Raw genomic sequence first — 25,033 nt, forward strand, 5'->3', positions numbered from 1 at the left:
CATGACGCAGTGAGCGCCGAAACGAATCCCGAAGAGGTGGTCTCTCCGACCCCCGCTGCCGTTCGAGTGGTGAAGGGCAATCCGAGCGACGAGGAACTCGCCGCGCTGGTGACGGTTCTGACGGCTGCGCAGAGCGGATCGGAGTCGACGGGCGATTCTCGGCCCCGTGAGCTGTGGGGTTCGCCGGAGTTGCTGCACCGCCGGTTCGCGGCTCAGTCGGCGTATTCGTACGCCGCGTCGGGCCGCCACACCCGGTGACGCTCCGGTCCTCCGACGCGGTGCCTGGCGCTGTTCGTCTCGTCCTGGCGTCGGCGTCGCCTGCGCGCCTGTCGGTGCTGCGCGGTGCCGGGGTGGAGCCGATCGTCCGGGTGTCGGGTGTCGACGAGGATGCGTTGACCGCAGCACTGGGGCCGTCGGTGACTTCGGAAACGGTGGTCACGGAACTCGCCCGGGCCAAGGCTGCGGCGGTGGCCGAGACGTTCGCGGATTCGACCGACGATCTGGTGATCGTCGGTTGCGATTCGATGTTGGCCATCGGCGGGGAGCTGCACGGAAAGCCACACTCGGTCGAGGTGGCGCGCGAGCGATGGCAGTCCATGGCGGGCAACAGCGGCGAATTGCTGACCGGCCACGCTGTGCTCCGGGTGACCGACGGCGTGGTCGTGGCGCAGGCCGCAGCGCACAGCACGACCGTCGTGCATTTCGCGACGCCGTCCTCGGTGGACCTCGAGGCCTACCTCGACTCCGGTGAACCGCTGGCGGTGGCGGGGGCGTTCACGCTGGACGGTCTCGGCGGCTGGTTCGTCGACCGCATCGAGGGCGATCCGTCCTCGGTGATCGGGATAGGCCTACCGCTGGTGCGCACCCTGCTCACTCGTGTGGGTACGTCTCTCGCCGCTCTGTGGGACGGAACCGCGTCCTGATCGTTTCGGCTCCGCCGGCCGCTGGGCCATCGGAGCCGATTCCTACCGTCAGGGCAGCAGGTCGATCAGTTCGCGAGCCCACTCCTCGGCCATCGTCTTCGGCTTGATGTTCGACGAGCTGTCGTGCCGAGCGTGGGTGCCGACCTGCTTGCCGCCGAGTTCGGTGAGCTTCTCGGCCATGATCTCGCCGCCGCGGTTGAACGTGTCCTCGTAGACCCGGTCGCCCAGTCCGAACACCGCGAACTGCAGTCCGGCGAGGTCCGGCGCGTCCTCGACGAGTGCTTCGTAGAAGGGTTCTGCCCCGGTGGGGAGCTCTCCGTCTCCGTAGGTGGAGCAGATGACCACGTGGAAGTCGTCGGTGTCGATGTCGGACACCTCGTACTCGAGCATGTCGCGTACCTCGGCGTCATGATCGCTGAGGACGTCCGCAATCTTGTCGGCGACCTCCTCGGCCGTACCGGTCTCGGACCCGAACAACACGACCACTGCCATGGATCGCTCCCCTTTCTCACACCTGCCCGAACACTCGAACAGTCGGAAAGCATAGCCTCACCGGCGATCCGGTCGAAAATCCGTCCTCGCATGCAGTTGTGACTTGTCTCGAGGTCACCAGAATTCGGGCGTCAGGCCCCATCGATCGAACTCCGCCTCCACCAGCCCTCGCAGGTGTTCCTTGCTGGGAAAGCTGTCCGGATCGAGCCCGGTGACGCACAGGGTCGCGCGTTCTCCCGATTCGTTCCACCAGGCACTGACGCCACCGCCGGTGCGGCGCAGCAAGGCCACGTCGGTGTTCTGCGTGATCGACCTCATCGCCACCGCGGTGGCGTCGACACCACCGATGGTGCGCAGTGCAACACCTCTGGCACCGAGATTCGAGCACAGGCACAGCGGAGCCGAGCCCGACGCGGCGAGTTTGGCCACGATCGCGTCGGGCAGCAACTGCATCAGCGGTTTGAGGAGCTCGAACGTCGTCGTGACCGTGCGATCGGCCTGGGTCCTGAATGCCTGCTTGCTCGACGCTCGAATCGCACCGAGATCGTCGAGGTACGCCGCACCCGGGTCGACGTGGATCGAAACACCGGATGTCGCGTTGGCGCGTCGATCTCCCGCGGTCCTGGTACTGACCGGGAGGGCAACGCGTACCCGGTCCTCCGTGGACACTCGGCCGCTCCCGGTCAGGATGCCGAGCACCACCGCGACCAGCAGACTGTTGGAACTGCCGCCTTTGCTCGCCGCGGCAGCAGACCACTGCGCGGACAGGCAATCGACGACGACGGTGCTCGGCGTCCACGCACCCTCCGCAGGTGCGACGATCACACGTGGACGGTCCGCAGCGGTCCCGCTTCCGTTCGGCATGCCCGCGCTCGGGTCGGCGGACGCCGTGGATCGTGCCCGTACCGCCTCCACCGCGGTGCGGCCGAGCGCTCGTGCCGCACCCGAGAGCGCCGCACCGACACGGCCGACACCATCGAACAGATCGGCGCGCGAGATCACCGACGCGGACGCGGAACCGTCATCGAGCCCGACCCGCGCGAAATCGTCGGGAACAGCGTGTCCGGCCAGTGCGGCCGCGGCCGCGCTGGTGAGGGCTCCGCCGTCGCCGACGACGTGAGAGCCGACCAACGACACGACCGTGCCGCCGTCGTCCACCGAGGTGGCCGACAATCGCCACGCCGGTCCCCCGATCGGGTCCAACGACACCGCGGCCTCGTCCTCGATCCACCTGTCGACCGCCGCGCGGGCGATCGGTGATCCGATGACCACGGGATCGGCGGATCGACGCGCTGCGGTCCAGCTGTCACGGGCTCCGGGCACCCGGGCCCGCCGAACGGTTCGATCGATGGGGCCCGAGGCGAGCATTCGCCACATCGATCGGAGCGCGTCCGGTGCGACGGCGCGGTCGAACCGCCAGACGATCTGGTTCACCACGGGTACCCCGAGAACGCATTCCATGCGGAGGAACAGGTCGTCGTCGTACGTCAGTCTTTCCACCACGCGAGACTATCGCTGCGCGAGTGCGGACGCAGGTGGGCCGCAAATGTGTTTCCCGCCATATGTTTTCCGACCCGGACTGCGGCGGGCGGGACTGATAGGTTGAGGACGTTTTCCACGCCGACGCGACTGCGAGTGACCCTATGAAGTTCGTGATGCCATTCAACGGCAGTCGCGGTGACGTGACGCCCGGTCTTGCACTCGGCGTAGAGCTCGCGGATCGCGGACACGACGTGGTGTTCGGCGCACCACCCAATCTGATGGAGTTCGCTCGCGCGAAAACGGCTGAGTCCGAACGCGTCAGCGTGGTCTCGTTCGGGCCCGACACCCAGCGGCTGTTGGAGTCGGAGTTGATCAGGGTGCGCATCAAGTCGCGTAACCCGCGAACCAGGATGGCGGCACTCGCGGAACTGGCCAATCACGGCTGGGATCGGATGACCACCGAACTCGAACGGATGGCCCAGGGTTGCGACGCGATCGTCACCGGTTCACTGGGGCAGGAGATGGCGTTCAACATGGCGGAGTCGGCGGGCAATGCCTTTGTGGCACTCCATTATTGCCCGCTTCGACGCAACGACGTGGTGCCCGTGACCCCGGGTGTCGCGTTGCCCGGATACGTCAATCGATCGATGTGGGCGCTGGCGGAGTCGATGCGCTGGAAGTCCATGAAGGCTCGCGAAAATGCGCAGCGAGTGTCTCTTGGCCTGGCACCGACGAGGAATTCACTGCCCGTTCGATCCGAACGCTACGGCGGAGTGGAGATTCAGGCCTACGAGTCGGCACTGTTTCCTGGGCTCGCCGAACAGTGGGGCCCGCAACGGCCGTTCGTCGGATTCCTGGGGCTCAGCAGCGTTCGCGTCGACGCCGATCCCGCGCTCGAACGATGGCTGCAGGCGGGCTCCGCGCCGGTGTACTTCGGATTCGGCAGCATGCCCGTGCCCGATCCCACGGCGCTGTTGCGCATGATCGAGAACGTGACCGGGCGGCTGGGCGTTCGCGCTCTCGTCTGTGCCGGCTGGAGCGACCTTGCCGGTGCCGATCCTGGTGCCGCCCAGTCGAACTCGAACATCATTATCGTCGAGTCCGTCGATCATGCGAGCATTCTGCCGCGCTGCCTGGCTGCGGTCCACCACGGCGGCGCGGGTACCACGGCCGCGACGGCGCGGGCCGGAGTGCCGACGCTCGTCTGCTGGTTCAGCGCCGATCAGCCGTTCTGGGGAGCCGCGCTGCGCCGGATCGGAGCTGGGACCAGCACGAAATTCTCGGCGTTGACCGAATCCGTTCTACAGCAGGGCATTTCCGATATCACCACCGACCGAGCCAGGCAGGCGGCACGCCGACTCGCCGACACCGTCGCCCCGACCACAACAGCGGTGGCCGCAGCTGCCGACATCACCGAGGCGGCAGCGCGGAACCGCTGACGCACTCACCAGAAGCGCGCAGTCAATTCCCAGCGACCGAGCGCCTCCGCCAGGTGGTCACGCAGCGCCTGGTCGTCGGCGAATCGATCGGGATCCATGGCGTGGACGGTCACGGTGACGCTCGCGCCCGTCTCGCACACCCACGCCGTGAGGCCACCGTCCAACGACCGCGCGAACGCGGCGTCGGCACCCGCGAAGGTCGCTCTGCCCGATACTGCGCGAGCTCGAATACCGGCCACCGTGGTGAAGACCTCGGGCAGAACACCCAGGTTCGACGCCAGACCTTCCGCGCCGTCACGCGGTTGCGGAACACGCGCGACCACGGCGTCGGGCAGCATCTGCACGAGGGCCTGCGAGATGCCTGCGGGCGGCAGACCGGCAGCCTGCCTCGCAGCGAAGGCGGTGAACGCCGCCTTGCTGGTTGTCCGAATCGTCGACAGATCGCGGTCGGCCGCGTCGGTGACGGGGACCTCGATCTTGACGATCTTGGTGGCATTGGAGCGGGTGTCGTCGGCGGTGCGATCGCTGACCGGCAGTGACCACTGCACCGAGTCTCCGATCGAGGCTCGCCCGGCCTGCCCGGAGGCTGCCGTGAGGACCGCGATGAACAGGGAGTTCGACGTGCCACCCCATCGCTGGGCGGTTGCTTTCCAGGCATCTGCGTCCACCTCTGCCACCGCGTGGGGCGATACCCAGTCGGCGTTCACCGCCCCGGCGGTCGGCTGCGAGCGAGTCGGCTGCGAGCGCGGGACAGCAGCGTCCGGACCGGGTCGGGTGGGAATCGGGAGTGCGGACGCCGCGGTGTTCACCAACCAGCCGGCGACGGACCACGCCTGCTCCACGGCGTCTCGTAGGTCCGAGCCGATTGCCGCGGCGATGCCGTCCGCCGCCGGAACCGATCGAGGTTGCTCGGACGATGAATTGGCAGCACCGAACGCGGCGATCAGGGCGCCGCCGTCGGCGACCATGTGCGAAGCGACCAACGACAGCACCGTCCCTCCGTTCGCCAACGGTGCCGCTGCCAGTCGCCAACCGAGCCCGGTCTCGGGATCGATGTCGCGATCGAGGCAGCCGTCGGCCCAGGCCAACACGTCGGTCGATTCGATGAAGTGTGGGTGAAAATCCAGTGAATGGGAGACGTTCGAGGCGACCCATCGATCGCGGGCACCAGGCACCGTCGACGCGACCACTCGGCGCGCGAGCAGACCGTCGGACAGGTTGTCCCGTAGTTTTTCCAGGTCGATTCGCTGGACGGATTCGTCGAACCACCACAGGAACTGGTTGTAGACGGGATATCCGATGCCGTGATGCATTCGCAAGAATAGGTGATCGGCAAATCCAATTCGAGTCACGCGCCGAACCTACTACATGGGAGAAACAGGGGCAGCGGTGTCAATTCGCCACCACCGATGCATTCACATTCGGCAATAGATGCACAAAAAGGGGACCTGATTGTGTCCCTCACCATGTTCGGGCCATTCAGTGACGTAGGTCGTGCGCCGACCTATGAGGCAGTCCGCATCACGCTCCGACTGTGAACTGTCATCACTACGACCAGCAAAATCAGTGATCCGATCGTAGGATACGACAATCGGACACACCGACGACTCCTGATCGGAGACCGGCGGGTCAAGACGCTCGACAGTGAGAAGTATTACTTTTTTGCGTCGCGAAATAATTTCGCTTTCGCCCTATCGTGAGTGCTGATCTCACTTCGGGTCGACGGCAATGACGTTGTTCTTTCAATGCGGAAAGCAGCAATCAAACAGCAATCCAACAGCAATCGGATAAACGACTGATCGACTGAACCAGCACCGCTGACAGGTTTACACGATCGACTCGACCGTAATCGAACGTGAAATACCGAACCAACGCCGCACACCGCCGACCGAGCCCGGAACGGAAGAGGACTCCCATGGAATACACCGAACTCGCCGACTACCCCCTCCCCGCCGGTCGCCTGACCGAGTGGGTCCCCCGCGTCGAGGACGACCGTTGGGCACCGGACCCCCGCGGGCTGTCGTTCACGCACCAGGACCATTGCGAGCGAAGCGCACCGGGCTCGTGGATCGGCACGGTGTTCGAGATTCATCGCCGCTACGACGTCGAGGCAGTGCGCGCAACCATCGCCGCATACATGGGCCGTCACGAGGCATTTCGGACCAAGGTTCGGCGGGACGAGGAATCCGGTTCCTGGCTGCGTTACACCGCACCGACAGATGCGGTGCAGGTGATCGACCGGGCACACACCGAACCTCGGACCGAGACTCAGGTCTTCAGCCATCTGCACTCCTGGTTCGGCGAAACCGTGTCTCCGACGGCATGGCCGCACTTCGTCCTCGCCACCATCGAACCGGACGATGCCTCACGTGCTCTCTCGAACGGGCCAGGAGAGTCGTTCCTGCTCGCGTTCGCTGCCGACCACTCGGTGATGGACGCCTACAGCCAGATCTACGCCATCAACGAGATCGACCGGCTCTACGCACACGCCCTCGAAGGCATCGACCCGGAGTTGCCCGAAGTGGGCAGCTATGTCGACTTCAGCGAGTCCGAGAGGGCCCTCGGTGAGACGCTGACCGGTGACCACAGCGCCGTGCGCACCTGGCAGGACTTCCTGGCCGTCGAGGACGGACGCTTCCCCGCGTTTCCGCTTCCGGTCTCGGTCGACCGTTCGCTCACCGGCACCGGCCCGGCCGCGCAGAGCAGCATCTCGTCCTGGCTGCTGACCGCCGAACAGTCGGATGCCTTCAACGCCGCATGCCGCGCCGGCGGGTACAACATGCAGGCCGGGATACTGGCCGCTCTGGCGCTGACCAACGTCCGCCTGTCCGGCCGTACGACGTTGCGCACCGTGATGCCGATGCACACCAGAGACGAACAGAAGTGGGCCGCGGCGGTCGGCTGGTACGTCGGAATTCTGCCCATGGAGATCGAGCTCGACAACGCTCACACGTTCGGGGAGGCGCTGGAGGCGGCGGCAACTGCAGGCGCGGCCAACAAGGGGTTGGCGCGTATGCCGTACTCGAAGATCGCTCAGATCCTCGAATCGACGGAAATTCCTAGATTCGTGGTGTCCTACATCGACCTTCGGTTCCTCCCGGACGCCGAGCAGTGGCAGGGCCGAAAGGGTCGGGCTCTGCGGAGCAACTGCCACGCCGACGACGAGGTCTACTTCTGGGTCAACCGGACGCTCCAAGGGCTCAACATCTCCGCTCGATTCCCCAGCTCGGACGTCGCGTCCACCAACGTCCACCGCTTCATCACCGAGTTCGTCGCGGTGTTGACGGCAGTGATCGACTCCGACGGTGGTACCGATACGGTGCTCACGTCGGCCTCTCGGTCGGTGACCGTCGCCGCAGAGTGAGCCATCGAATCAGCCCGCGGCCCTTTTCGAGGAGGATGAAGCGACGATGATCATCACCGCTATGGGCAGGTGGAATCCTGCTCCCGGCCGGCTGCTCGAATGGCACCCCACTTCGGCTGCCCGGGCGAGTGCCGAAGCGGCTCCTGTCGATTCGGCTCCGGCCTCGTTTCTCCAGGAGGACCACCTGAAGGCCGCGTGGGCGGCCCGCGAACGCGGCGATGTTCACACCGCGTACACCGGGGTGGCAACCGAGATCGACGGTGACGTGGACACCGACGCGATGAGCCGCGCGCTGGCCGCCTACGTGCTGCGGCACGAGGGTCTTCGATGCTGGTTCGAGGTCGAGGGAAACGACGTCGTTCGGCATCTCGCTCCACCCGAGGTCGCGGCGTTCGAAGTGTCCGACGCCGGAGAAGCGACGGACGACGACGAATTCCAACGGTACGTACGTGGGCGCTTTTCGTCCGAGGCGACCGCGGACGCCTGGCCCGGATTCGTCGTCGGCGTCGTGGCCAGGCCCGGCAGCTTCACCTTGTACTACGGCGCAGATCACGCATTCACCGACGGCGGCTCGCAGGCGTTGGTCATCAGCGAGTTGGCCGATCTGTATGCGCTGGAGACCGGTGCGGACGTACCGATCCCGGCGGAGGCAGGTAGCCATCTGGTCTACGCGGCCGACGAGCGGACGCGGGCCGCGACGTTCGGGGCCGATTCGCCCGAAATCGCCGCTTGGCGAGACATTTTCACCCGGCACGACGGCCGAATGCCTCGGTTCCCGCTCGACCTCGGACTCGCGCCGGGCGAGAAAGCTCCGGTTCGGATCGTCGAACGCGACCTGTTGAGCAAAGAACTGACTGCCGCCTTCGACGCCGCATGCAAGGCCGCCGGGGCCCGGATGAGCAGCGGCATATTCGCCGCCGTCGGGATCACCGACTTCGAATTGGCCGGAAACACCGACTACTTCGGGATCACAGTGCTCAGTACCCGGCACCACGGTGACTACGGACAATCCCAGGGGTGGTTCGTCAATTTCGCTCCGGTCGCGTTCGAGGTGGCAGGAAACGACACCTTCGCCGACGTCGCCGTTCTGGCCCACCGCGGCTTCGAGCAGGCCAAGCAGATCGCGGAGGCCCCGGTGCACGCCGTACTGGGCGCTCTGGCCGCCGACGGCACTCTCGGTAGCGAGTTGGCAGTGAGCCCGAACATGCTCTCGTACATCGACTTTCGCTGGTTCCCCGGCGTCGGGCGAGACGCGGACACGCGCGCCGAGCATTTCACCGGTGAGGGCTCGACGTCGAACGCATCGATGTGGATCAACCGAGACGGTGAGCACCTGTACCTGGTGGCCCAGACTCCCGATACCGACGTTGCCGCCGCAGCGGTGAAGCGGTACCACGATCATCTGGCGCACGTATTGGAAACCATTGCACGCGAAGGTGACTACAGCCTGACGCTCGACGATCTCGTTCAGGAGCCGGCCGGTGCGGGTCACCTCGATCACTGAGTACACACCACGCGCGGGCACGGTCGTCGAGTTCACCGCCGTCGTCACCGGGGAGCCGCAGCCGTCACCGATTCCACCGTCGTTCAACCAACGGTTTCACCTCGGTGATCTGGACGAGGCCGAGCGCGTCTGGATAGCCGGAGCCTTCGAGGTGGAGGGTAGCCTCGATACTCGGGCACTCGGGTGGGCCTTCGAGCACCTGATCGACCGCCACGACACCCTGCGCAGTTCCTTCGTTCGCGTGGCGGCCGGAATCGAGCGGACGGTCTACGAACCGGGTTCGGTGCAGATGAGGCAATCCACTCGAACCACCTTCTCGTCGGCCTCGACGCTCCGGAATCATCTCCGAAGCACACTCGAACTGCACTGCGATGCACGACGATTCCCGTCGTACACCTGTTTCGGAATCGACCGGCCGGACACCTCGACGATTCTGTGCGCATTCGACCACTCCAACGTCGACGCTATGTCGATCGCCGTCGTGGTCGACGAGATCCACACCCTGTACGACGCCTACCGCCGCTGCCCGTCGAACCCGGAAGCAGACCTGCCTCCGGTCGGCGGGTTCGTCGAGTACTGCCGCGTCGAAGCAACCCAGCCACTCGTCGACCCAACGGACGAGCGCATGGTGCGGTGGTCGAACTTCCTCACCGAGTGCGGGGGCACCACGCCGCGCTTCCCGCTCGACCTCGGCGTCGCCGAGGGTGAAACCGCGCCTCAGGCAACGACTGTCACTTCCCTACTCGACGCGCAGCACACCCTCGGCTTCGAGCAGCTCTGTGCCCGGTCCGGAGCCGGAATGTTCGCCGGCGTCGTAGCTGCGATCGGGCAGGCGTGCGTCGGCATCGGCGGGCCGAGCCGTGTGCCGTTCCTGTTCCCGTTGCACACCCGCCATCAGCAGCAATTCTCGCGAGCACTGGGCTGGTTCACCACCAACGCTCCCATGACCGTGGAGGTCGAACGCGACCTCACGGACACGATCACCGCGGCCCACACCGCGTTTCGCGTTGCACTACCGCTGAGCACCGTTCCGATCCCCCAGGTGCTGAACAACCTGGGTGAGGCCTTCACGTTGTCGCGTCGAGACGTGTTCATGGTGTCCTACATCGACTACACCAGAATCGGTGGGCACGAACGCTTCGATCGAACCGATGCGCACCACATCAGCAACGCCACGGTGTCCGACGACGCACAGTTCTGGGTCTCCCGCACCACATCGGGCCTGGCCCTGCGGTCACGATTTCCCGACACTGCAGCGGCACACTCGGTGATGGATGCGTTCACCGCCGAACTCGTCGCCCTCATGCGCGCCTCCACAACGAAGCCCGACATCGCTGCCCTGACGCCCTGACGAACCGATTCCGCATAGGATCGACAGTGCAGACCGTTCACCCCCGGGCGGGCCGCCAGCCGAATATCTTCCGTAGGAGCCGATACGTGCCTGTACCAACCGATTCCACCGCAACGTTCGCCGACTATGCGCATCCGGATCGTCTCGTATCGACCGAATGGCTGTCCGCTCATCTCGGCACCCCCGGCCTTCGCGTCGTCGAATCCGACGAGGACGTGTTGCTCTACGACGTCGGCCACATTCCCGGCGCGGTCAAGATCGATTGGCATCTCGACCTCAACGATCCGGTCACCCGTGACTACATCGACGGCGAGCAGTTCTCGAAACTGATGAGCCGCAAAGGTATTTCCCGGGAAGACACCATCGTCGTGTACGGCGACAAGAGCAACTGGTGGGCAGCGTATGCACTGTGGGTGTTCACTCTGTTCGGACATCAGGACGTCCGTCTGCTCGACGGCGGCCGCGACGCCTGGTTGTCGGAGAACCGCGACACCACCCTCGATGTGCCCGAGTTCCCCGCAACCGACTACCCGGTGATCGAACGCGACGACGCACCCATCCGCGCGTTCGCCTCCGACGTCCTCGGCTCGCTCGGAACGGTGCCGTTGATCGACGTCCGCTCCCCCGCCGAGTACACCGGCGAGCGCACCCACATGCCCGACTACCCGGAGGAAGGTGCTCTGCGCGGAGGTCATATCCCCACCGCCGTGAGCATTCCCTGGGCCAAGGCAGCTGCACCGGACGGACGCTTCCGTTCTCGCACGGAACTGGACGAGATCTACTCCGGTACCTCCGCGACCGACGATGTGATCGCGTACTGCCGTATCGGTGAGCGTTCGAGCCACACCTGGTTCGTGTTGACCCATCTGCTCGGGTACCAGTCGGTTCGCAACTACGACGGCTCGTGGACCGAATGGGGCAACGCCGTTCGCGTTCCGATCGCCAAGGGCGAGGAGCCCGGATCGGCTCCGGCCGCTCGATGAGTGCCCTGCCGGAGTCGCTGGCCGAGATCGTCGAGGACTTCGCCGCGGTGGAGGGGCAGGACAAGCTGCAGCTACTGCTGGAGTTCAGTCGCGAACTGCCCCCGCTGCCGGAGCACCTTGCTCAGGATGCGATGGAACCGGTGCCGGAGTGCCAGTCTCCACTGTTCCTGTCGGTGGATGCGGGCGATCCGGCGCGGATCCGGCTGTTTTTCAGCGCCCCGCCGGAAGCTCCGACCACGCGGGGGTTCGCCTCGATCCTGGCGCAGGGACTCGACGGTCTCAGCGCACAGGAGATCCTCGACGTACCGGACGACTTCTACTCGGCTCTGGGCCTGAGCGACGCGGTCAGTCCGCTGCGACTGCGCGGTATGTCGGCGATGTTGGCGCGGATCAAGCGTCACCTGCGTTGACGGGCGACGGCGCAGGTAGTGCGCCGTCGTCTTGATCGATACAACGGGTCGTCGTTAGACTCCGCGTCAGGGCAACTGAGCCCAGTCCCCCCGATGCGTACGACGAAGGTTGGTTGCTGCCGATATGGAGTTCACGGAGTTGGCGGACTACGCGGTTCCCGCGGGCACGCTCACCGAGTGGATACCCAGCGTCGGCCCGCAGGCCCGCACTCCGGAAGCCGCAGGGTGGCATCCCGACGCGAGGCCGACGTCCTACGTGCACGAGGCGCACCTTCGCACGAGCCTGAGCAGTCCTCGTCGGGGCCGTGAATCGTGGCTCGGCGCGGCCTTCGAAGTAGCGGGCCCCTTGAACAAGCCCGCGTTTCGCCAGGCAGTTCTGAACTGGATAGACCGGCACGAGGCGATGCGTTCGAGCGCGTCGATCGACGAGGTGACAGGCGAGATGACGCGGGTGACCGCGGCGCAGGGTGCCATCGACATCTGGCAGGTCGAGCAGGAACGATGCGCGCAATCGAGCGAGGTGTTCGAGCACCTGCAGTATCTGTTCGACGAGTTCACCTCACCGTTGATCTGGCCCGCCTACGCCTTCGTGACTCTCGAACCAGTGGACGAGACGCGTCCGATCACCGTGTTCTTCGCCGCGGATCATTCGATCATCGACGGTCTGTCCACGGTGTTGGTCGCGCACGAGATCGCGGCTCTGTACGGCGAAGAACTGGGTGGTGCGCCTGCTGCCCTGTTCGAGGCCGGCAGCTACCTCGACTTCGGTTCCTCCGAACGCGAGCGGAATGCAGAGCTGGAGCATTCGCACGACGCCGTGCGGATATGGCGGGATTTTCTCGTCGACGGCGACGGTGAGCTACCGGCCTTTCCACTCGACATCGGCGATCCGAGCCCGGACGATCTGCCCCAGGGTGGTTTGTCCGCGTGGGTGCTCGACCCCGATCAGGCCGACTCGTTCTCGGTCGCCTGCCGCAAGACCGGACACAGCCTGTTCGCGGGATTGCTGGCAGTGCTCGCCATCGCCGGCTCCGAATTGGGCGGCGGCACTCGTTTCCGCACGGTGACTCCGGTTCACACCCGAGACGAGCCGCAGTGGGCCTCTGCGTTGGGCTGGTTCGTCGGACTGTGCCCCATCTCCTTCGACTTCGCCGGTGCGGACTCGTTCGGCTCGGTGGTCGCGGCGGCCTCGGCCGAGGTGAAGAAGACGAAACCGATCGCCCGCGTTCCTCTCGATCGCGTGTTCACCACTCTTGGCTATTCCGCCCGTCCGCGTTTCGTCGTCTCGTTCATGGATGTGCGGTTCGCACCTGCCGCCGAGCACTGGCCGGACTGGAATGCCCGCGCGCTGCGCAGTAAGCAGTATCAGCACGATGTGTACATCTGGATCAACCGCACGCCGCAGGGAATCAACATCGCGGCTCGCTATCCCAACACCGAGCAGGCGACCGCTCGGGTTCACGAGTACGTCGGTGCCTTCCGGAAGCTGTTGACCGATGTGGCGGACACCGGTACCGCCCGATTCCCTCATGCGGGCGACGATCGGTCCGATATCGGACATACCGACACCGGTCAGATCGCTACCAATCAGTAGCTCACTGCGGGTCGCGGCCGATCCGCTGCAGCTGTGCGGACCGATTGCAGCGATGACAGTGCCGGTGCTTAGACTCCGACGTGACGTTCGCAACGAAGCACGCGAGAAATACATCTGTAGGAGGCTCAGTGCCCAGCCATGCCAGTGCTCAGATCACCAAGGTTCTTGTCGCCAATCGTGGCGAGATCGCGGTGCGGGTGATCCGGGCGGCCGCCGATGCCGGGTTGGCCAGTGTCGCTGTGTACGCCGAGCCCGACGCCGACGCACCGTTCGTCCGCCTCGCCGATGAGGCCTTCGCACTCGGCGGGCAGTCCTCGGCGGAGTCGTATCTGGTGATCGACAAGATCTTGGATGCGGCCGCCAAGTCCGGTGCCGACGCCATCCACCCCGGCTACGGATTCCTCTCCGAGAACGCCGACTTCGCCCAAGCGGTAATCGATGCCGGACTGATCTGGATCGGCCCGTCACCCCAGTCGATCCGCGACCTCGGCGACAAGGTCACCGCCCGCCACATCGCCGCCCGCGCCAAAGCCCCGTCGGTCCCCGGTACTTCCGAACCGGTCAAAGATGCCGACGAAATCCTCGCGTTCGTCGACGAACACGGCCTCCCGATCGCGATCAAAGCCGCGTTCGGTGGCGGCGGACGCGGCATGAAAGTCGCCCGCACCCGCGAGGAAATTCCCGAACTGTTCGACTCCGCCACCCGCGAAGCCGTGGCCGCGTTCGGGCGTGGGGAATGCTTCGTCGAGCGCTACCTCGACAAGCCCCGCCACGTCGAAGCCCAGGTCATCGCCGACCAACACGGCAACGTCATCGTCGCCGGCACCCGCGACTGCTCCCTGCAACGCCGCTTCCAGAAACTCGTCGAAGAAGCCCCCGCCCCGTTCCTCACCGACGCCCAACGCAAAGAAATCCACTCCTCGGCCAAGGCGATCTGCCTCGAAGCCGGCTACTACGGTGCCGGGACCGTCGAATACCTCGTCGGCCAAGACGGATTGGTCTCGTTCCTCGAAGTCAACACCCGACTGCAGGTCGAGCACCCCGTCACAGAGGAAACCTCCGGCATCGACCTGGTGCTGCAACAGTTCAAGATCGCCAACGGCGAAGAACTGTCCATCACCGACGATCCCGAACCCCGTGGCCACTCCTTCGAGTTCCGGATCAACGGCGAAGACGCCGGACGCGGGTTCCTGCCCGCCCCCGGACCGGTCACCACCTTCACCGCCCCCTCCGGACCCGGTGTGCGCGTCGATTCCGGAGTCGAATCCGGCTCGGTGATCGGGGGCCAGTTCGACTCGATGCTCGCCAAACTCATCGTCACCGGAGCCACCCGCGACGAAGCATTGGCGCGTTCGCGTCGAGCGCTCGCAGAGTTCACCGTCGAAGGGTTGGCGACGGTCATCCCGTTCCACGCCGCGGTGGTCTCCGATCCCGCGTTCATCGGCGACGGCGAATCCTTCGACGTCCACACCCGCTGGATCGAAACCGAATGGGACAACCAGGTCCCCCCGTTCACCGCCGGACAACCCATCGACGACGACGAGGTCCTACCCCGACAGTCGGTGGTCGTCGAGGTCGGCGGCCGACGCGTCGAGGTCTCCCTCCCCGGGGAACTCACCCTCGGCAACGGCGGCGGTAACGCGGGAGCAGTACGCCGCAAACCCAAAGCCCGCACCCGCGGCGGAGCCGGCGCCGGCGCCGCATCCGGCGACTCGGTCACCGCACCCATGCAGGGCACCGTGGTCAAAGTCGCCGTCACCGAAGGCCAAACCGTCGACGCCGGCGACCTCATCGCCGTCCTCGAAGCAATGAAAATGGAAAACCCCGTCAACGCCCACAAAGCCGGCACCATCACCGGCCTGACCGTCACCGCAGGCGACGCCATCACCCAAGGCACCGTCCTCGCAGAGATCAAATGACGTAGCGATGTCCGAGCTTCCGGAAATTCGGATCGGTACGGCTGATCGGGAGAAGGCCCTCGAGGCGCTGAGTCTGCACTTCAGCGAGGGTCGGCTGACTGTGCCCGAATTCGACGAGCGCAGCGCCGTCGTCGCGTCGGCGACGACGCGTGGGGAGATCGACAAGGTCTTCGTCGATCTCCCCGCTGCTTCGACGTCGCACACACCCGCCCAGCTCGGGAAATCTCCGGCACCGACCGAGGGCGCTGCCGGAATCGATTGGCGCGCAGTGGTGATGCCCCTGGTCATCTTTGGTTCTCTGGCATTGTTCTTCCTCACCGACTTCGATCAGAAATGGCTCTTCTTCCTTCTCATCCCACTGGCGGGTGCGCTGCTGTCGGCAGGTGGACATTCCAAGGACGAGAAAAAGAAGAAAAAGAAGAGAGATCGTTGAAGGCGCTTCTGTTCGATGTGTTCGGCACAGTGGTCGATTGGCGCACCAGCGTGGCCCGCGAGGTCGAATCCGTGTGTGGTCCCGACGTCGACAGTCATGCATTCGCCGACCGCTGGCGCAGCCTGTATCAACCGGCGATGGAACAGGTTCGATCGGGCAGTCGACCGTTCACCCGGCTCGATGTACTCCATCTCGAGTCGCTTCGAGTCGTACTGTCGGAGTTCGATATTCGGCTCGACGACAGCGATATCGCATCCTTGAATCACGCGTGGCATCGATTGGATCCGTGGCCGGACTCGGTGCCCGGCCTCACGCGACTTCGTACCCAGTTCATCATCGCCCCGCTCTCGAACGGCAACATCTCGCTGCTGCTCGATATGGCCAAGAATGCCGGACTGCCGTGGGATGCGATCCTCGGCGCAGAACCGGTACAGACGTACAAGCCCATGCCCGACGCGTATCTCCGCACCGCGGACCTTCTGGGTCTTCAGCCGAGCGAGTGCATGATGGTCGCCGCACACAACAGTGATCTCGCTGCGGCCGCGGACTGTGGCTTCGCAACTGCATTCGTCGCCCGTCCGCTCGAACACGGCCCGAGTCAGACCACCGACCTCACCGCGGAATCCGACTGGACTCACAGCGTCGACTCGATCGATTCTCTCGCTACGCAATTGGGCTGCTGACAACACCAGTTACGTCAGCGGAATCAGCTGGTGCGCGATCCACGCGTCCACGTCCCGGTGCGAGCGGAATCGAACGATCGGCAGCTCTGGGCAGCGCACACTCAGTCGCTGCACCCGCTCGGTAGTCAACCGATAAGTGTTCCACGCCCACCGGACGATGTACTCGCGATCGAAGAAGATCCGGTGCAGCGGTGGCTCGATGTTGCCGTTCCACAGCTCGCGCCTACCGAGCCTGCGGCGTAGCGTCCGAGTTATCACCTGCCGCATGACCGTTCGACGTGGCAGGTCGAGCCACAACAGCAGATCCGCACGATCTGCGAGGCGATCGCGCACAACACCGTACTGCCACTCGGTGACCCACGACGGGCGTGCAAGAAACTCGTCGACATCGCTCTCGAAGGTCGGACGCGGCGTCCAGTTCGGGCCGTGGAACAAGCTGTCGATCTCGACGTGTTCGATGTCGAGCAAGGACCCGATGCGAGCGGCCAGCGTGGTCTTTCCTGAACCGGATGTCCCCGCGACGACTATTCGCGCGGGGCGATGCGGCAGGGCGGCGTCCGGTCCGAAAATCACGAAGGAGACGGTAGCGAATCGTGGAAACCGATAGGCCGTCGACTACGTCGGACGATTGCCACGACCCCGACCATCAGGGGCAACTGCAGAAAGACGATGGCGTTCAGAGCGTCGTTCGGAAGAGGCAAGTAGTCGAAGAACTGGGCCGTTCCGGTCACGATGAGCACCAGGTAGGACAATTGCATCGACAGCATATGCCGCCGAAGCCACCCCGACCGTGAGCGTCCGACCACCGGTTGCAGCCAGCCGAACAGCACCAGCGCGGCTGTCAGGATCGACACAGCGTGAAACACGCTCCATCCGTCACGGATCTCGGTGACGAAGAACGACGACACGATCATCACCAGAATCGCCACGACATACGTGCGTCCGCATGCCCGATGGAAACCAGTGCCCTTGCGGGCGAACAGAACCACTGCTCCGACCAGAACGGACAGCACTGCGGCCGACATGTGCAGCACTGTGATCGACATCGACAGCCACCTTTCGCCTGACCGACGCTACCGGTCGTCGAGTCCGCCGGCGTGCTGTACCGGACTGATGTCGCCCTCTACGGTTGGGCACACAGCGCTACGATCGCCTCCGCCATGTGGTTCACGAACTCTCGACGCGCCGACTCAGGCAGCCGGTCGAGTGAGAGGTACGGGTTGAGGTCTTCGAGCTCGACCAGCAGAAGCGATCCTTCGACGGTGCGGCATGCGTCCACCCGCGTGATTCCGTGGTCGATGTCGTTCCAGTCGACGAATCGTTGCGCGAACTCCTCGTCCTGCGCAGTAGTCGAGTACGGCTCCAGGTCCCAGCGTCGGCCGGGGTCCGGAGCGTACAAGGAGTATTGAAATGTGCGGCCGATGAAGTAGAACGACACTTCGTACACGAAATCGATTCGCGGCTGAATCAGATGGCCCGCCTCGACTTCCGACAGTTCGGCGCGCCCGATGTGACGCATACCGATCGAGTCGGCACCCCATTTCGGTTTCACCACATAGGCATCGACCTCGGGTAGGCGCGAGACGTCCCGTGGGTCGTCGACGGTAGGAATAACAGGAAAGCCAGCTGCACAAAGGTCGACCAGGTACTGCTTGCCTCTCTGGTCGCCTTTGCCGGTGAGCTGGGTGAAGACCCTCGTACCGTTCTCGCGCGCATGGCGAGTGAACGCGTCGAAAGCATCCTGATACCCCAGCACAGGCCCGGAGTTCCGGATAACGACAACATCGAACCCGTCCATCAGCGCAAGCGCTTCGAGCGGGTGACACAGCGCAATGTCGACCCACTCGCGGAGCTGCGACGACAGAAAGATGTCCTCGTCGCAGTAGCGTCGGCCCCTTGACAGATAAGCCAGGTCGGTGACGAAGAGAACGCGTGGACGGGGTGCATGCATCGGGCAGCTCCTACCGGTCTCGAGACGTCACGATGTCCGTTTGCGGGCCAACAGAAATGCCTGCGATGTCGACTCGTAATCCATCGGAGCGCGATGCACGCGCACGTCCACCTCGAAATCGGCCTCGACGAGCATGGCCACGACTGCGTCGGGGTCGAGTCGGTATGCGTCGTACGAGACCGAGTGTCCATACGCCTGCTCCAGTCGCACTCGCTCGTTGCCTGCTTGAAATGCCAACAACAGCAGACCTTCCGGCACCAGCACCCGATGCAATTCGGCGAATATCGCCGACAATTGCTGTGGCGGCGTGTGGATGATCGAGTACCAGGCAACGATCCCGGCCAGGGAGCTGTCCCCCGCGTCCAATTCCTCCATCGATCCGACACCGAATCGCAGGTGCGGGTACTCGCGCCGCGCGACCTCGATCATGTTGGGCGACAGGTCCATTCCCACAACCCCGAGGCCGAGGCGGTGCAAATGTTCGGTGATGCGGCCGGTTCCGCATCCCACTTCGAGAACGTCGCCGCTCGACACTCGGTCCGCGAATGTCGCCAACAGTCCGTGCTCGAGATGTCGCCCGTCGAGTTCGTCGCGGACCAGGTCGGCGTAGCTCTCGGCAACGGTGTCGTAGGCGGCCCTCGTCATCGAAACATGCTGCTGCTCGGTCACGGTGGCTACGGTACCGGCTCACCCGGCATCGACAGGTAGGAGTGCGTCAGCATCTCGAAGAAGTGCCCGGTCGGGTCGCGGAAGTACACTCCGCGGCCACCGTGGTCGGTGTTGACAGTGCCGGGTTCGGTCATTCGAGGATCGGCCCAGTGCTCGACGCCCTGGCCGACCAGCCTGGTGTAGGCCGCGTCGAACAGATCGTCGCTGACCCGAAACGCATAGTGCTGTACCTGAATATCGTCGAAGGGAGGCTCGGCGAATTGAACGAGCGTGCCGTCGGTGAGTTGGACGTTGACGAACGGCCCCCACGACGGTGACTCCGGCAGAGCGAACAGCTCGCGAAAGAACGCCGCAGAGTCGGAACTGTTCTTCGCAACGATGATGGTGTGATCGAACGAAATGGACATGCGCTGCCTCCTGGGCAGTACGACGCCTCCATGCCTGACGCAGTCCGTCATCGGCACGCGACGCTGCCGACGATGCTCGCACGGACCCCGAATCCGAGTCAACCGGTGAATTCACGGGCCGGCACCGGTCTTCTTCGGTGACAGTATTGCCGAGGAGAGGAACCCAGCATGTTCGGTCGACTTCTGTTCGTTCACGGTGCCGGCGGATTTTACGACGACGCACCACTTGCCAACGGGCTTGCGCAGGCTCTGCGCCTCGACCTTCGGATGCCGGAGCTGTCCGACACGGCCATGGGTTTCGAGGATTGGGCCGAACCGGTTCGCCAGCACCTGGACCGGCTCGGACCCGAGGATTCGGTGATTGCGCATTCCTTCGGCGCATCGATCCTCGTCAGGGTCTTGGCAGAACGTCGCCGGGAGCGGCCCCTGCGAGCCACTCTGTTGGCGATGCCGGACTGGACTCCGCGTGGGTGGGACGTCGCCGACTACGCGTTCACCGACCCAGAGCCCGAGACCGACCTGACGCTCGTCCACTGCCGGGACGACGACGTGGTTCCCATTTCGCATCTGGCGCTGAACTCGAAGGCTCTCCCGTCGGCGACGGTGGTCGAGTTCCCGACCGGTGGTCATCAATTCGACGGCATGATCGAGGCCGTTGCCGCCGAGATCCGCGGATTCGAGCGTCCCCGCGGGGACGCTGCTACTGATCCCGATCCTCGTAGTCGATGACGAGACCGACCCGGTCCGCCAGGATTTCGACCGATTCGATCCTGCTGACACCGTCGACAGCCTGGATGAAATCGAACGCGTCTCCTCCTGCTCCGCACCCGAAGCAGTGAAAACGTTGCCGGCTCTGTCGAACATGCAGACTGGGTGTCCGCTCACCGTGTACCGGGCACAGAGCCTTCATCGAGTCGAGCCCCGAGCGGACGAGAATTGTCCGCTCGCCGATCAAGTCTTCGAGCACCACCGCGGCGCGGATGGCATCCACTGTTCGATCGGGAATGCGCCGCTCCATGACCTTCACGCTACCGCCGACGGCGCTCACCGATAGTCGTGGTCGATTCCCGTTGCCCAGTGCGAACATTCGACGGCAATCACGTCGTCTCTCCCTCGCAGGAAATCCCGGGCACCGGAGTCCCCCGACGCCGATGCCACGGCTGCGTCGACATGTCGACGCGCGAGAACGACCGGATGGCCGGGACGGCCGTCGAACACGGCTCTGGCGAGACCGGTTTCCCGCGCAGCATCGAGAACCGCCCGCACCACCTCCGCTCCCACGTCCGGCGTATCGACCACATGCACCACTACGTAGTCCGCGTCCGACGCCGCCGTCAGCCCGGCCTCGAACGACGCGCTCATTCCTTGTTCCCACTGGGGTGCATAAACAGCGATCGCACCGTCGGGAACGGGCGCATCAGCCGCGCCCAGCACCACGATCACGCGGTCACAGCCGCCCTCACGCAATGCCTGCACTGACGTACGAAGCCACAGCCCGTCGTGGGCGAGCACTTTGGGCGATCCGTATCGCGTTCCGGCACCGGCAGCCAGTAGCACTCCGACGGCGAGGTCCGACACGATCGCTCCTTTCACTCTCGGTTGGAGTCTTGGATGTTCGCACAACATCCATCTCGAGTACGTCGACAAGTTTGTGCGCGCTCGACTAGCGAGGATAGGCGCGATGACTGATTCTTAGTGCACTTCTCCTGCAGCGTCGCAGGAATCCTGCCCTGTTGCTTCCGCGAGGTGCCCACCCATGTCCGTCAAGCCCACCACACGCAAACGTGTCCATCCTGTCGACGAAGTGCTCCCCGTTCCGAAACTTGCCGCCTACGGGTTCCAACATGTCGTCGCGTTCTACGCAGGCGCTGTCCTGGTGCCGATCATCATCGGCAGCGCGATCGGACTGACCAACGAACAGTTGATTCACCTGATCAATGCGGATCTGTTCACGTGCGGCATCGCATCGATCATTCAATCGGTCGGATTCTGGAAGGTCGGTGTCCGCCTGCCGCTGCTGCAGGGTGTCACGTTCGCAGGCGTCGCACCGATCATCGCGATCGCGATGGCGAACGGCGGCGGCACCGAGGGGTTGCTGTACGTCTACGGTGCCGTCATCGTCGCCGGTCTCGTCACGTTCTTCATGGCCCCCTACTTCAGCAGATTGCTCCGCTTCTTCCCGCCAGTGGTGACCGGTACCGTCATCACGATCATCGGTGTGGCGCTGCTGCCCGTCGCCGTCAACGACGCCGTGACCAATCCCGCTACTCACGAACAGGATCCGTCCAACGGGCGGTGGATGGCCTACGCGATCGGCACTCTGCTGATCATCGTGCTGATCCAACGATTCTTCAAGGGCTTCATGGCCACCATCGCCGTCCTGCTCGGTCTCGTCATCGGCAGCGCCGTCGCATTCGCGTTGGGAGACATGAACTTCGACGGAACCAGAGATGCTTCGTGGGTGGGCTTCACGCAACCGTTCCTCTTCGGTGTGCCGCAGTTCAGCATCGTCGCCATCATCTCGATGATCGTGGTCATGCTCATCATTGCCGTGGAGACCACCGGCAGCGTGTACGCCACCGGTGAGATCGTCGGCAAGCGCATCAAGAAGGACGACATCGCCGCGACGCTCCGAGCCGACGGCGTCGCCACCGTCATCGGAGGCACGTTCAACTCGTTCCCCTACACCGCGTTCTCCGAGAACGTCGGACTCGTTCGCCTCACCGGCGTGCGTAGCCGTTGGGTCGTCGCCACCGCCGGCGTGTTCATGATCGTGCTCGGACTGCTGCCCAAGACCGCTGCGGTGGTCGCGTCCATCCCGCCGCCGGTGCTGGGTGGTGCCGCGCTCGCATTGTTCGCCACGGTGGCCGTCGTCGGAATCCAGACGCTCTCGAAGGTCGACTTCACCGATCACCGCAACCTGATCATCGTCGCGACGAGCCTCGGGCTCGCGATGCTCGTGACCATTCAACCGACGGTCTCCGAGGGTGTGCCCGCGTGGCTCGAAATGTTGTTCGGCAGTGGCATCGTTCTCGGCGCGGTCTCGGCAATCGTGCTCAACGTTTTGTTCTTCCACATCGGTGGTCGCGGGCAGGCCGTCGCCGGTGGTCCGGGCAAGGGCATCACCCTCGACAAGGTCAACGAGATGTCCGCCGAGGACTTCGCTGCCACGTTCGGCGGCTTGGTCCAGGGCACTCCGTGGGTGGTCGAACGCGCCTACCAGCAGCGCCCTTTCGCCGATGCGCACGGTCTGCGCGAGGCCTTCCAGGAGGCACTGTTGGCCGGCACCACCGAGGAGCAGATCGAGCTGATCAACAGCTACCCCGATCTCGGCAGCGAGGACGCCACCGGCACCCTCAACGCAGCCGATCACGTCGGCCTGTCCAACCTCGAGGAGGACGAACACGACAACATCGTCCAACTGGCGGCCGAATATCGCGAACACTTCGGCTTCCCGCTGGTGATCTGCGCACGGGAGACCGAGCGCTACGATCGAGTCCTCGCCAACGGGTGGTCGCGCGTCGAGAACGCACCGTCGGCGGAGCGGTCGTTCGCGATGATCGAGATCGCCAAGATCGCGAACTACCGGTTCGACGATCTCGTGGCCGATGCCAATCCGATCGCGGCCGCGCGGTTCGGTCGCATCAACGACTTCAGATAGCGAGCCGGATGTGCTTCACGAATGGATAGGGCTCGACGGGTTCAATCGGCTCAGTGATCGGCAGGCGATGCATGCACTCTACGAGTGCTGCGCATCGTCGATCTGGGCCCGTCGAGTCGCCCAGGGTCGCCCCTTCGACAGTCGAGACATGCTGTTGGACAGAGCCGATCGAGTGCTCGCCGAGCTGCCCGAGGCGGAGATCGATCATGCGCTCGACGGTCATCCCCGGATCGGCGGCAAGGCCGACAACCCGTCGTCCAAACGCGAACAGGCCGCCGTGACGACCGCGGGCACCGAGGTGCTCGAGAAGCTGGCGACGGGAAATCGCACCTACGAGGAGAAGTTCGGGCACGTCTACCTGGTGTGCGCCACCGGCAGATCCGCGGAGGAACTGCTCGCTATCCTCGAGGAGAGGCTCGACAACGATGCCGAAACCGAAAGACGGGTGCTCCGCGTGGAACTGGCCAAGATCAACCGAATTCGCCTCGGCCGCATGCTGGGTCCCGAGCAGTGACGGGATTGTCGACGCACGTCCTCGACGCCACCTCGGGGACACCGGCGGTGGGGATGCGGGTGCGGTTGTTCCATCCCGAGAAGGGCGAGATCTCCACGGCAACCACCGATGGAGACGGCAGAATCGGGGAGGTCGTGCCCGGTCCGATCGATCCGGGCGTGTATCGACTCTCGTTCGATACCGGCGATTACTTCGAGGCGACGACAACACCGAGCTTCTACCCGGAGGTGTCCATTTCGTTCACCGTCACCGATCCCGATGCGCACTATCACGTCCCATTGCTGTTGTCCCCCTTCGCTTATTCGACCTATCGCGGGAGCTGACATGACCGACCTGACCGGAAAGATCGTCCTCGGATCCAATCAGTACGGCAAGGCGGAGAACCGCGTGGTGCGGATCTATCGGGACTCGCCTCGCCACGAGATTCACGACATCAACGTGTCGAGCGCTCTGCGCGGCGACTTCTCTCCCGCGCACCTGGTGGGCGATCAGTCCAACGTGCTGCCCACCGACACTCAGAAGCAGACCGCGTACGCATACGCGAAGACCAAGGGCCTGCTGCATCTGGAGAGCTACGGCCTCGATCTGGCTCGCCACTACGTCGACGATGTCGAGCCCGTGGACGGAGCCCGCATCGAACTCGAGGAATACGCGTGGGCTCGCGCGGTGATCGACGGCGTCGAGCACGATCACACGTGGACCCGCAAGGGCGAGGAGATCCGTACGTCGGCGGTGACCGTCGAGGGCAAGGGTGAGGCGCAGCGGACGTGGGTGATCAGCGGCTTCAAGGAGATGGTGATTCTCAAGTCCACGGGTTCGGAATTCCACGGATTCCTCGAGGACGACCTGACCATTCTCGAACCCACGACCGATCGGGTGATGGCGACATCGCTGACGGCGCAGTGGCGATACACCACCACCGATGTCGAGTGGGACGCCGTCTACGCGGGCGTGAAGGCGGCGATGATCGAACGGTTCGCCAATCTGCAGTCGCTGGCTCTGCAGCAGACTCTGTACGCCATGGGCGAGGCGGTGCTGGAGAAGTATCCGTTCATCGCAGAGATCACGATGTCGGCTCCGAACAAGCATCACTTCGTCTACGACCTGGGCAAGTTCGGCATCGAGAACAACCTCGAGGTGTTCAATGCGGACGATCGGCCGTACGGTCTGATTCAGGCGACCGTCGAGCGCGAGGATGCCCCGGACGCCGGAAGTGCGTGGCGGACATACTCTGTCGTCGGATAGAGCGCTCCG

27 protein-coding genes are annotated in these 25,033 nt (G+C 64.6%); 17 read left to right on the forward strand and 10 right to left on the reverse strand.

Annotated features, from left to right (window positions below; translation table 11 throughout):
• Positions 1 to 9: 9 nt before the first annotated feature.
• On the forward strand, positions 10 to 258 hold the full coding sequence (locus tag AB0366_RS13680) for an acyl-CoA carboxylase subunit epsilon (RefSeq protein WP_366244336.1): 249 nt from the start codon (positions 10 to 12) through the stop codon (positions 256 to 258).
• Positions 255 to 923, forward strand: coding sequence for a Maf family nucleotide pyrophosphatase (locus AB0366_RS13685; protein WP_366244337.1), 669 nt, complete (start codon positions 255 to 257; stop codon positions 921 to 923). The genes AB0366_RS13680 and AB0366_RS13685 overlap by 4 nt, the downstream gene beginning before the upstream one ends.
• 48 nt (positions 924 to 971) lie before the next feature.
• Here the strand turns inward: AB0366_RS13685 and AB0366_RS13690 are convergent, their stop codons facing one another.
• Positions 972 to 1,415 (reverse strand): flavodoxin domain-containing protein, encoded by a 444-nt coding sequence (locus AB0366_RS13690; RefSeq protein ID WP_366244338.1) that lies wholly within the window; start codon positions 1,413 to 1,415, stop codon positions 972 to 974.
• A 114-nt stretch (positions 1,416 to 1,529) separates the two neighbouring features.
• Positions 1,530 to 2,915, reverse strand: a complete 1,386-nt coding sequence (locus AB0366_RS13695) for a hypothetical protein (RefSeq protein ID WP_366244340.1) — start codon at positions 2,913 to 2,915, stop codon at positions 1,530 to 1,532.
• A 155-nt stretch (positions 2,916 to 3,070) separates the two neighbouring features.
• Between AB0366_RS13695 and AB0366_RS13700 the strand changes: the two genes are divergently transcribed.
• Positions 3,071 to 4,336: a glycosyltransferase gene (locus tag AB0366_RS13700; RefSeq protein WP_366244341.1), complete on the forward strand. Its 1,266-nt coding sequence runs from the start codon at positions 3,071 to 3,073 to the stop codon at positions 4,334 to 4,336.
• Positions 4,337 to 4,341: 5 nt separating this feature from the next.
• Here the strand turns inward: AB0366_RS13700 and AB0366_RS13705 are convergent, their stop codons facing one another.
• Positions 4,342 to 5,649, reverse strand: coding sequence for a hypothetical protein (locus AB0366_RS13705; protein WP_366244342.1), 1,308 nt, complete (start codon positions 5,647 to 5,649; stop codon positions 4,342 to 4,344).
• 602 nt (positions 5,650 to 6,251) lie between these two features.
• Between AB0366_RS13705 and AB0366_RS13710 the strand changes: the two genes are divergently transcribed.
• The 9 genes from AB0366_RS13710 (at position 6,252) to AB0366_RS13750 (ending at position 16,577) form a co-directional block, all read left to right on the forward strand.
• Complete coding sequence (locus AB0366_RS13710; protein WP_366244343.1) at positions 6,252 to 7,700, forward strand: condensation domain-containing protein; 1,449 nt, start codon at positions 6,252 to 6,254, stop codon at positions 7,698 to 7,700.
• A gap of 46 nt (positions 7,701 to 7,746) precedes the next feature.
• Positions 7,747 to 9,204, forward strand: coding sequence for a condensation domain-containing protein (locus tag AB0366_RS13715; protein ID WP_366244344.1), 1,458 nt, complete (start codon positions 7,747 to 7,749; stop codon positions 9,202 to 9,204).
• A complete protein-coding gene (locus AB0366_RS13720) occupies positions 9,182 to 10,555 on the forward strand; it encodes a condensation domain-containing protein (RefSeq protein ID WP_366244345.1) in 1,374 nt (457 codons plus the stop codon). Before AB0366_RS13715 ends, AB0366_RS13720 begins: the two co-directional genes overlap by 23 nt.
• An 86-nt stretch (positions 10,556 to 10,641) precedes the next feature.
• Complete coding sequence (locus tag AB0366_RS13725) at positions 10,642 to 11,538, forward strand: sulfurtransferase (protein ID WP_094614118.1); 897 nt, start codon at positions 10,642 to 10,644, stop codon at positions 11,536 to 11,538.
• Positions 11,535 to 11,948, forward strand: a complete 414-nt coding sequence (locus AB0366_RS13730; RefSeq protein ID WP_366244346.1) for a SufE family protein — start codon at positions 11,535 to 11,537, stop codon at positions 11,946 to 11,948. Before AB0366_RS13725 ends, AB0366_RS13730 begins: the two co-directional genes overlap by 4 nt.
• 124 nt (positions 11,949 to 12,072) lie before the next feature.
• Positions 12,073 to 13,542, forward strand: a complete 1,470-nt coding sequence (locus AB0366_RS13735) for a condensation domain-containing protein (RefSeq protein ID WP_366244347.1) — start codon at positions 12,073 to 12,075, stop codon at positions 13,540 to 13,542.
• A 128-nt stretch (positions 13,543 to 13,670) separates the two neighbouring features.
• Positions 13,671 to 15,461 (forward strand): acetyl/propionyl/methylcrotonyl-CoA carboxylase subunit alpha, encoded by a 1,791-nt coding sequence (locus AB0366_RS13740; RefSeq protein WP_366244348.1) that lies wholly within the window; start codon positions 13,671 to 13,673, stop codon positions 15,459 to 15,461.
• A gap of 7 nt (positions 15,462 to 15,468) precedes the next feature.
• Positions 15,469 to 15,894, forward strand: a complete 426-nt coding sequence (locus tag AB0366_RS13745) for a DUF1707 domain-containing protein (protein ID WP_366244350.1) — start codon at positions 15,469 to 15,471, stop codon at positions 15,892 to 15,894.
• Positions 15,891 to 16,577 (forward strand): haloacid dehalogenase type II, encoded by a 687-nt coding sequence (locus tag AB0366_RS13750; protein WP_366244351.1) that lies wholly within the window; start codon positions 15,891 to 15,893, stop codon positions 16,575 to 16,577. The genes AB0366_RS13745 and AB0366_RS13750 overlap by 4 nt, the downstream gene beginning before the upstream one ends.
• A gap of 9 nt (positions 16,578 to 16,586) precedes the next feature.
• On the opposite strand, the gene AB0366_RS13755 is transcribed toward AB0366_RS13750, so the two are convergent.
• From AB0366_RS13755 to AB0366_RS13775, 5 genes are all read right to left on the reverse strand, one after another.
• Positions 16,587 to 17,147, reverse strand: a complete 561-nt coding sequence (locus tag AB0366_RS13755; RefSeq protein ID WP_366244455.1) for an AAA family ATPase — start codon at positions 17,145 to 17,147, stop codon at positions 16,587 to 16,589.
• Positions 17,147 to 17,623 carry a DUF2306 domain-containing protein gene (locus tag AB0366_RS13760; RefSeq protein ID WP_366244352.1) on the reverse strand — a complete coding sequence of 159 codons (477 nt, stop codon included), beginning with the start codon at positions 17,621 to 17,623 and terminating at the stop codon, positions 17,147 to 17,149. Before AB0366_RS13760 ends, AB0366_RS13755 begins: the two co-directional genes overlap by 1 nt.
• A gap of 77 nt (positions 17,624 to 17,700) precedes the next feature.
• Entirely contained in the window at positions 17,701 to 18,528 is an 828-nt protein-coding gene (locus AB0366_RS13765) for a hypothetical protein (protein ID WP_366244353.1), read from the reverse strand.
• A gap of 27 nt (positions 18,529 to 18,555) precedes the next feature.
• The gene (locus tag AB0366_RS13770) at positions 18,556 to 19,197 is read right to left on the reverse strand and encodes a class I SAM-dependent methyltransferase (RefSeq protein WP_366244354.1); all 642 of its coding nucleotides are present in this window, start codon (positions 19,195 to 19,197) and stop codon (positions 18,556 to 18,558) included.
• Positions 19,198 to 19,202: 5 nt separating this feature from the next.
• Entirely contained in the window at positions 19,203 to 19,604 is a 402-nt protein-coding gene (locus tag AB0366_RS13775; RefSeq protein ID WP_366244355.1) for a VOC family protein, read from the reverse strand.
• A 168-nt stretch (positions 19,605 to 19,772) separates the two neighbouring features.
• Between AB0366_RS13775 and AB0366_RS13780 the strand changes: the two genes are divergently transcribed.
• Entirely contained in the window at positions 19,773 to 20,333 is a 561-nt protein-coding gene (locus AB0366_RS13780; RefSeq protein ID WP_366244356.1) for an alpha/beta hydrolase, read from the forward strand.
• Here the strand turns inward: AB0366_RS13780 and AB0366_RS13785 are convergent.
• Together AB0366_RS13785 and AB0366_RS13790 are read right to left on the reverse strand one after the other, a co-directional pair.
• Positions 20,305 to 20,622: a CHC2 zinc finger domain-containing protein gene (locus tag AB0366_RS13785; protein WP_366244357.1), complete on the reverse strand. Its 318-nt coding sequence runs from the start codon at positions 20,620 to 20,622 to the stop codon at positions 20,305 to 20,307. The genes AB0366_RS13780 and AB0366_RS13785 overlap by 29 nt on opposite strands.
• Positions 20,623 to 20,648: 26 nt before the next feature.
• On the reverse strand, positions 20,649 to 21,185 hold the full coding sequence (locus AB0366_RS13790; protein WP_366244456.1) for a nucleotidyltransferase family protein: 537 nt from the start codon (positions 21,183 to 21,185) through the stop codon (positions 20,649 to 20,651).
• 175 nt (positions 21,186 to 21,360) lie between these two features.
• Between AB0366_RS13790 and uraD (AB0366_RS13795) the strand changes: the two genes are divergently transcribed.
• Genes uraD (AB0366_RS13795) through pucL form a run of 4 tightly spaced genes read left to right on the forward strand, consistent with a single transcriptional unit; the run spans position 21,361 to position 25,024 of the window.
• Positions 21,361 to 23,265, forward strand: coding sequence for a 2-oxo-4-hydroxy-4-carboxy-5-ureidoimidazoline decarboxylase (gene uraD / locus AB0366_RS13795; protein WP_366244358.1), 1,905 nt, complete (start codon positions 21,361 to 21,363; stop codon positions 23,263 to 23,265).
• 10 nt (positions 23,266 to 23,275) lie between these two features.
• On the forward strand, positions 23,276 to 23,779 hold the full coding sequence (gene uraD / locus AB0366_RS13800; RefSeq protein ID WP_366244359.1) for a 2-oxo-4-hydroxy-4-carboxy-5-ureidoimidazoline decarboxylase: 504 nt from the start codon (positions 23,276 to 23,278) through the stop codon (positions 23,777 to 23,779).
• On the forward strand, positions 23,776 to 24,102 hold the full coding sequence (uraH, locus tag AB0366_RS13805; protein WP_366244360.1) for a hydroxyisourate hydrolase: 327 nt from the start codon (positions 23,776 to 23,778) through the stop codon (positions 24,100 to 24,102). The genes uraD (AB0366_RS13800) and uraH overlap by 4 nt, the downstream gene beginning before the upstream one ends.
• A 1-nt stretch (position 24,103) precedes the next feature.
• The gene (pucL, locus tag AB0366_RS13810) at positions 24,104 to 25,024 is read left to right on the forward strand and encodes a factor-independent urate hydroxylase (protein WP_366244361.1); all 921 of its coding nucleotides are present in this window, start codon (positions 24,104 to 24,106) and stop codon (positions 25,022 to 25,024) included.
• Positions 25,025 to 25,033 lie beyond the last annotated feature (9 nt).

The organism is Rhodococcus sp. NPDC076796 (genome assembly GCF_040702765.1).
Taxonomy (GTDB): domain Bacteria; phylum Actinomycetota; class Actinomycetes; order Mycobacteriales; family Mycobacteriaceae; genus Rhodococcoides.

Coding starts and splice junctions, on each gene's coding strand:
- AB0366_RS13730 (WP_366244346.1), top strand. CDS start 11,535: ATGAGTGCCCTGCCGGAGTCGCTGGCCGAGATCGTCGAGGACTTCGCC.
- AB0366_RS13690 (WP_366244338.1), bottom strand. CDS start 1,415: ATGGCAGTGGTCGTGTTGTTCGGGTCCGAGACCGGTACGGCCGAGGAG.
- AB0366_RS13780 (WP_366244356.1), top strand. CDS start 19,773: ATGTTCGGTCGACTTCTGTTCGTTCACGGTGCCGGCGGATTTTACGAC.
- AB0366_RS13705 (WP_366244342.1), bottom strand. CDS start 5,649: ATGCATCACGGCATCGGATATCCCGTCTACAACCAGTTCCTGTGGTGG.
- AB0366_RS13700 (WP_366244341.1), top strand. CDS start 3,071: ATGCCATTCAACGGCAGTCGCGGTGACGTGACGCCCGGTCTTGCACTC.
- AB0366_RS13760 (WP_366244352.1), bottom strand. CDS start 17,623: ATGTCGATCACAGTGCTGCACATGTCGGCCGCAGTGCTGTCCGTTCTG.
- AB0366_RS13715 (WP_366244344.1), top strand. CDS start 7,747: ATGATCATCACCGCTATGGGCAGGTGGAATCCTGCTCCCGGCCGGCTG.
- uraD (WP_366244358.1), top strand. CDS start 21,361: ATGTCCGTCAAGCCCACCACACGCAAACGTGTCCATCCTGTCGACGAA.
- AB0366_RS13785 (WP_366244357.1), bottom strand. CDS start 20,622: ATGGAGCGGCGCATTCCCGATCGAACAGTGGATGCCATCCGCGCCGCG.
- AB0366_RS13735 (WP_366244347.1), top strand. CDS start 12,073: ATGGAGTTCACGGAGTTGGCGGACTACGCGGTTCCCGCGGGCACGCTC.
- AB0366_RS13775 (WP_366244355.1), bottom strand. CDS start 19,604: ATGTCCATTTCGTTCGATCACACCATCATCGTTGCGAAGAACAGTTCC.
- AB0366_RS13745 (WP_366244350.1), top strand. CDS start 15,469: ATGTCCGAGCTTCCGGAAATTCGGATCGGTACGGCTGATCGGGAGAAG.
- AB0366_RS13765 (WP_366244353.1), bottom strand. CDS start 18,528: ATGCATGCACCCCGTCCACGCGTTCTCTTCGTCACCGACCTGGCTTAT.
- AB0366_RS13710 (WP_366244343.1), top strand. CDS start 6,252: ATGGAATACACCGAACTCGCCGACTACCCCCTCCCCGCCGGTCGCCTG.
- pucL (WP_366244361.1), top strand. CDS start 24,104: ATGACCGACCTGACCGGAAAGATCGTCCTCGGATCCAATCAGTACGGC.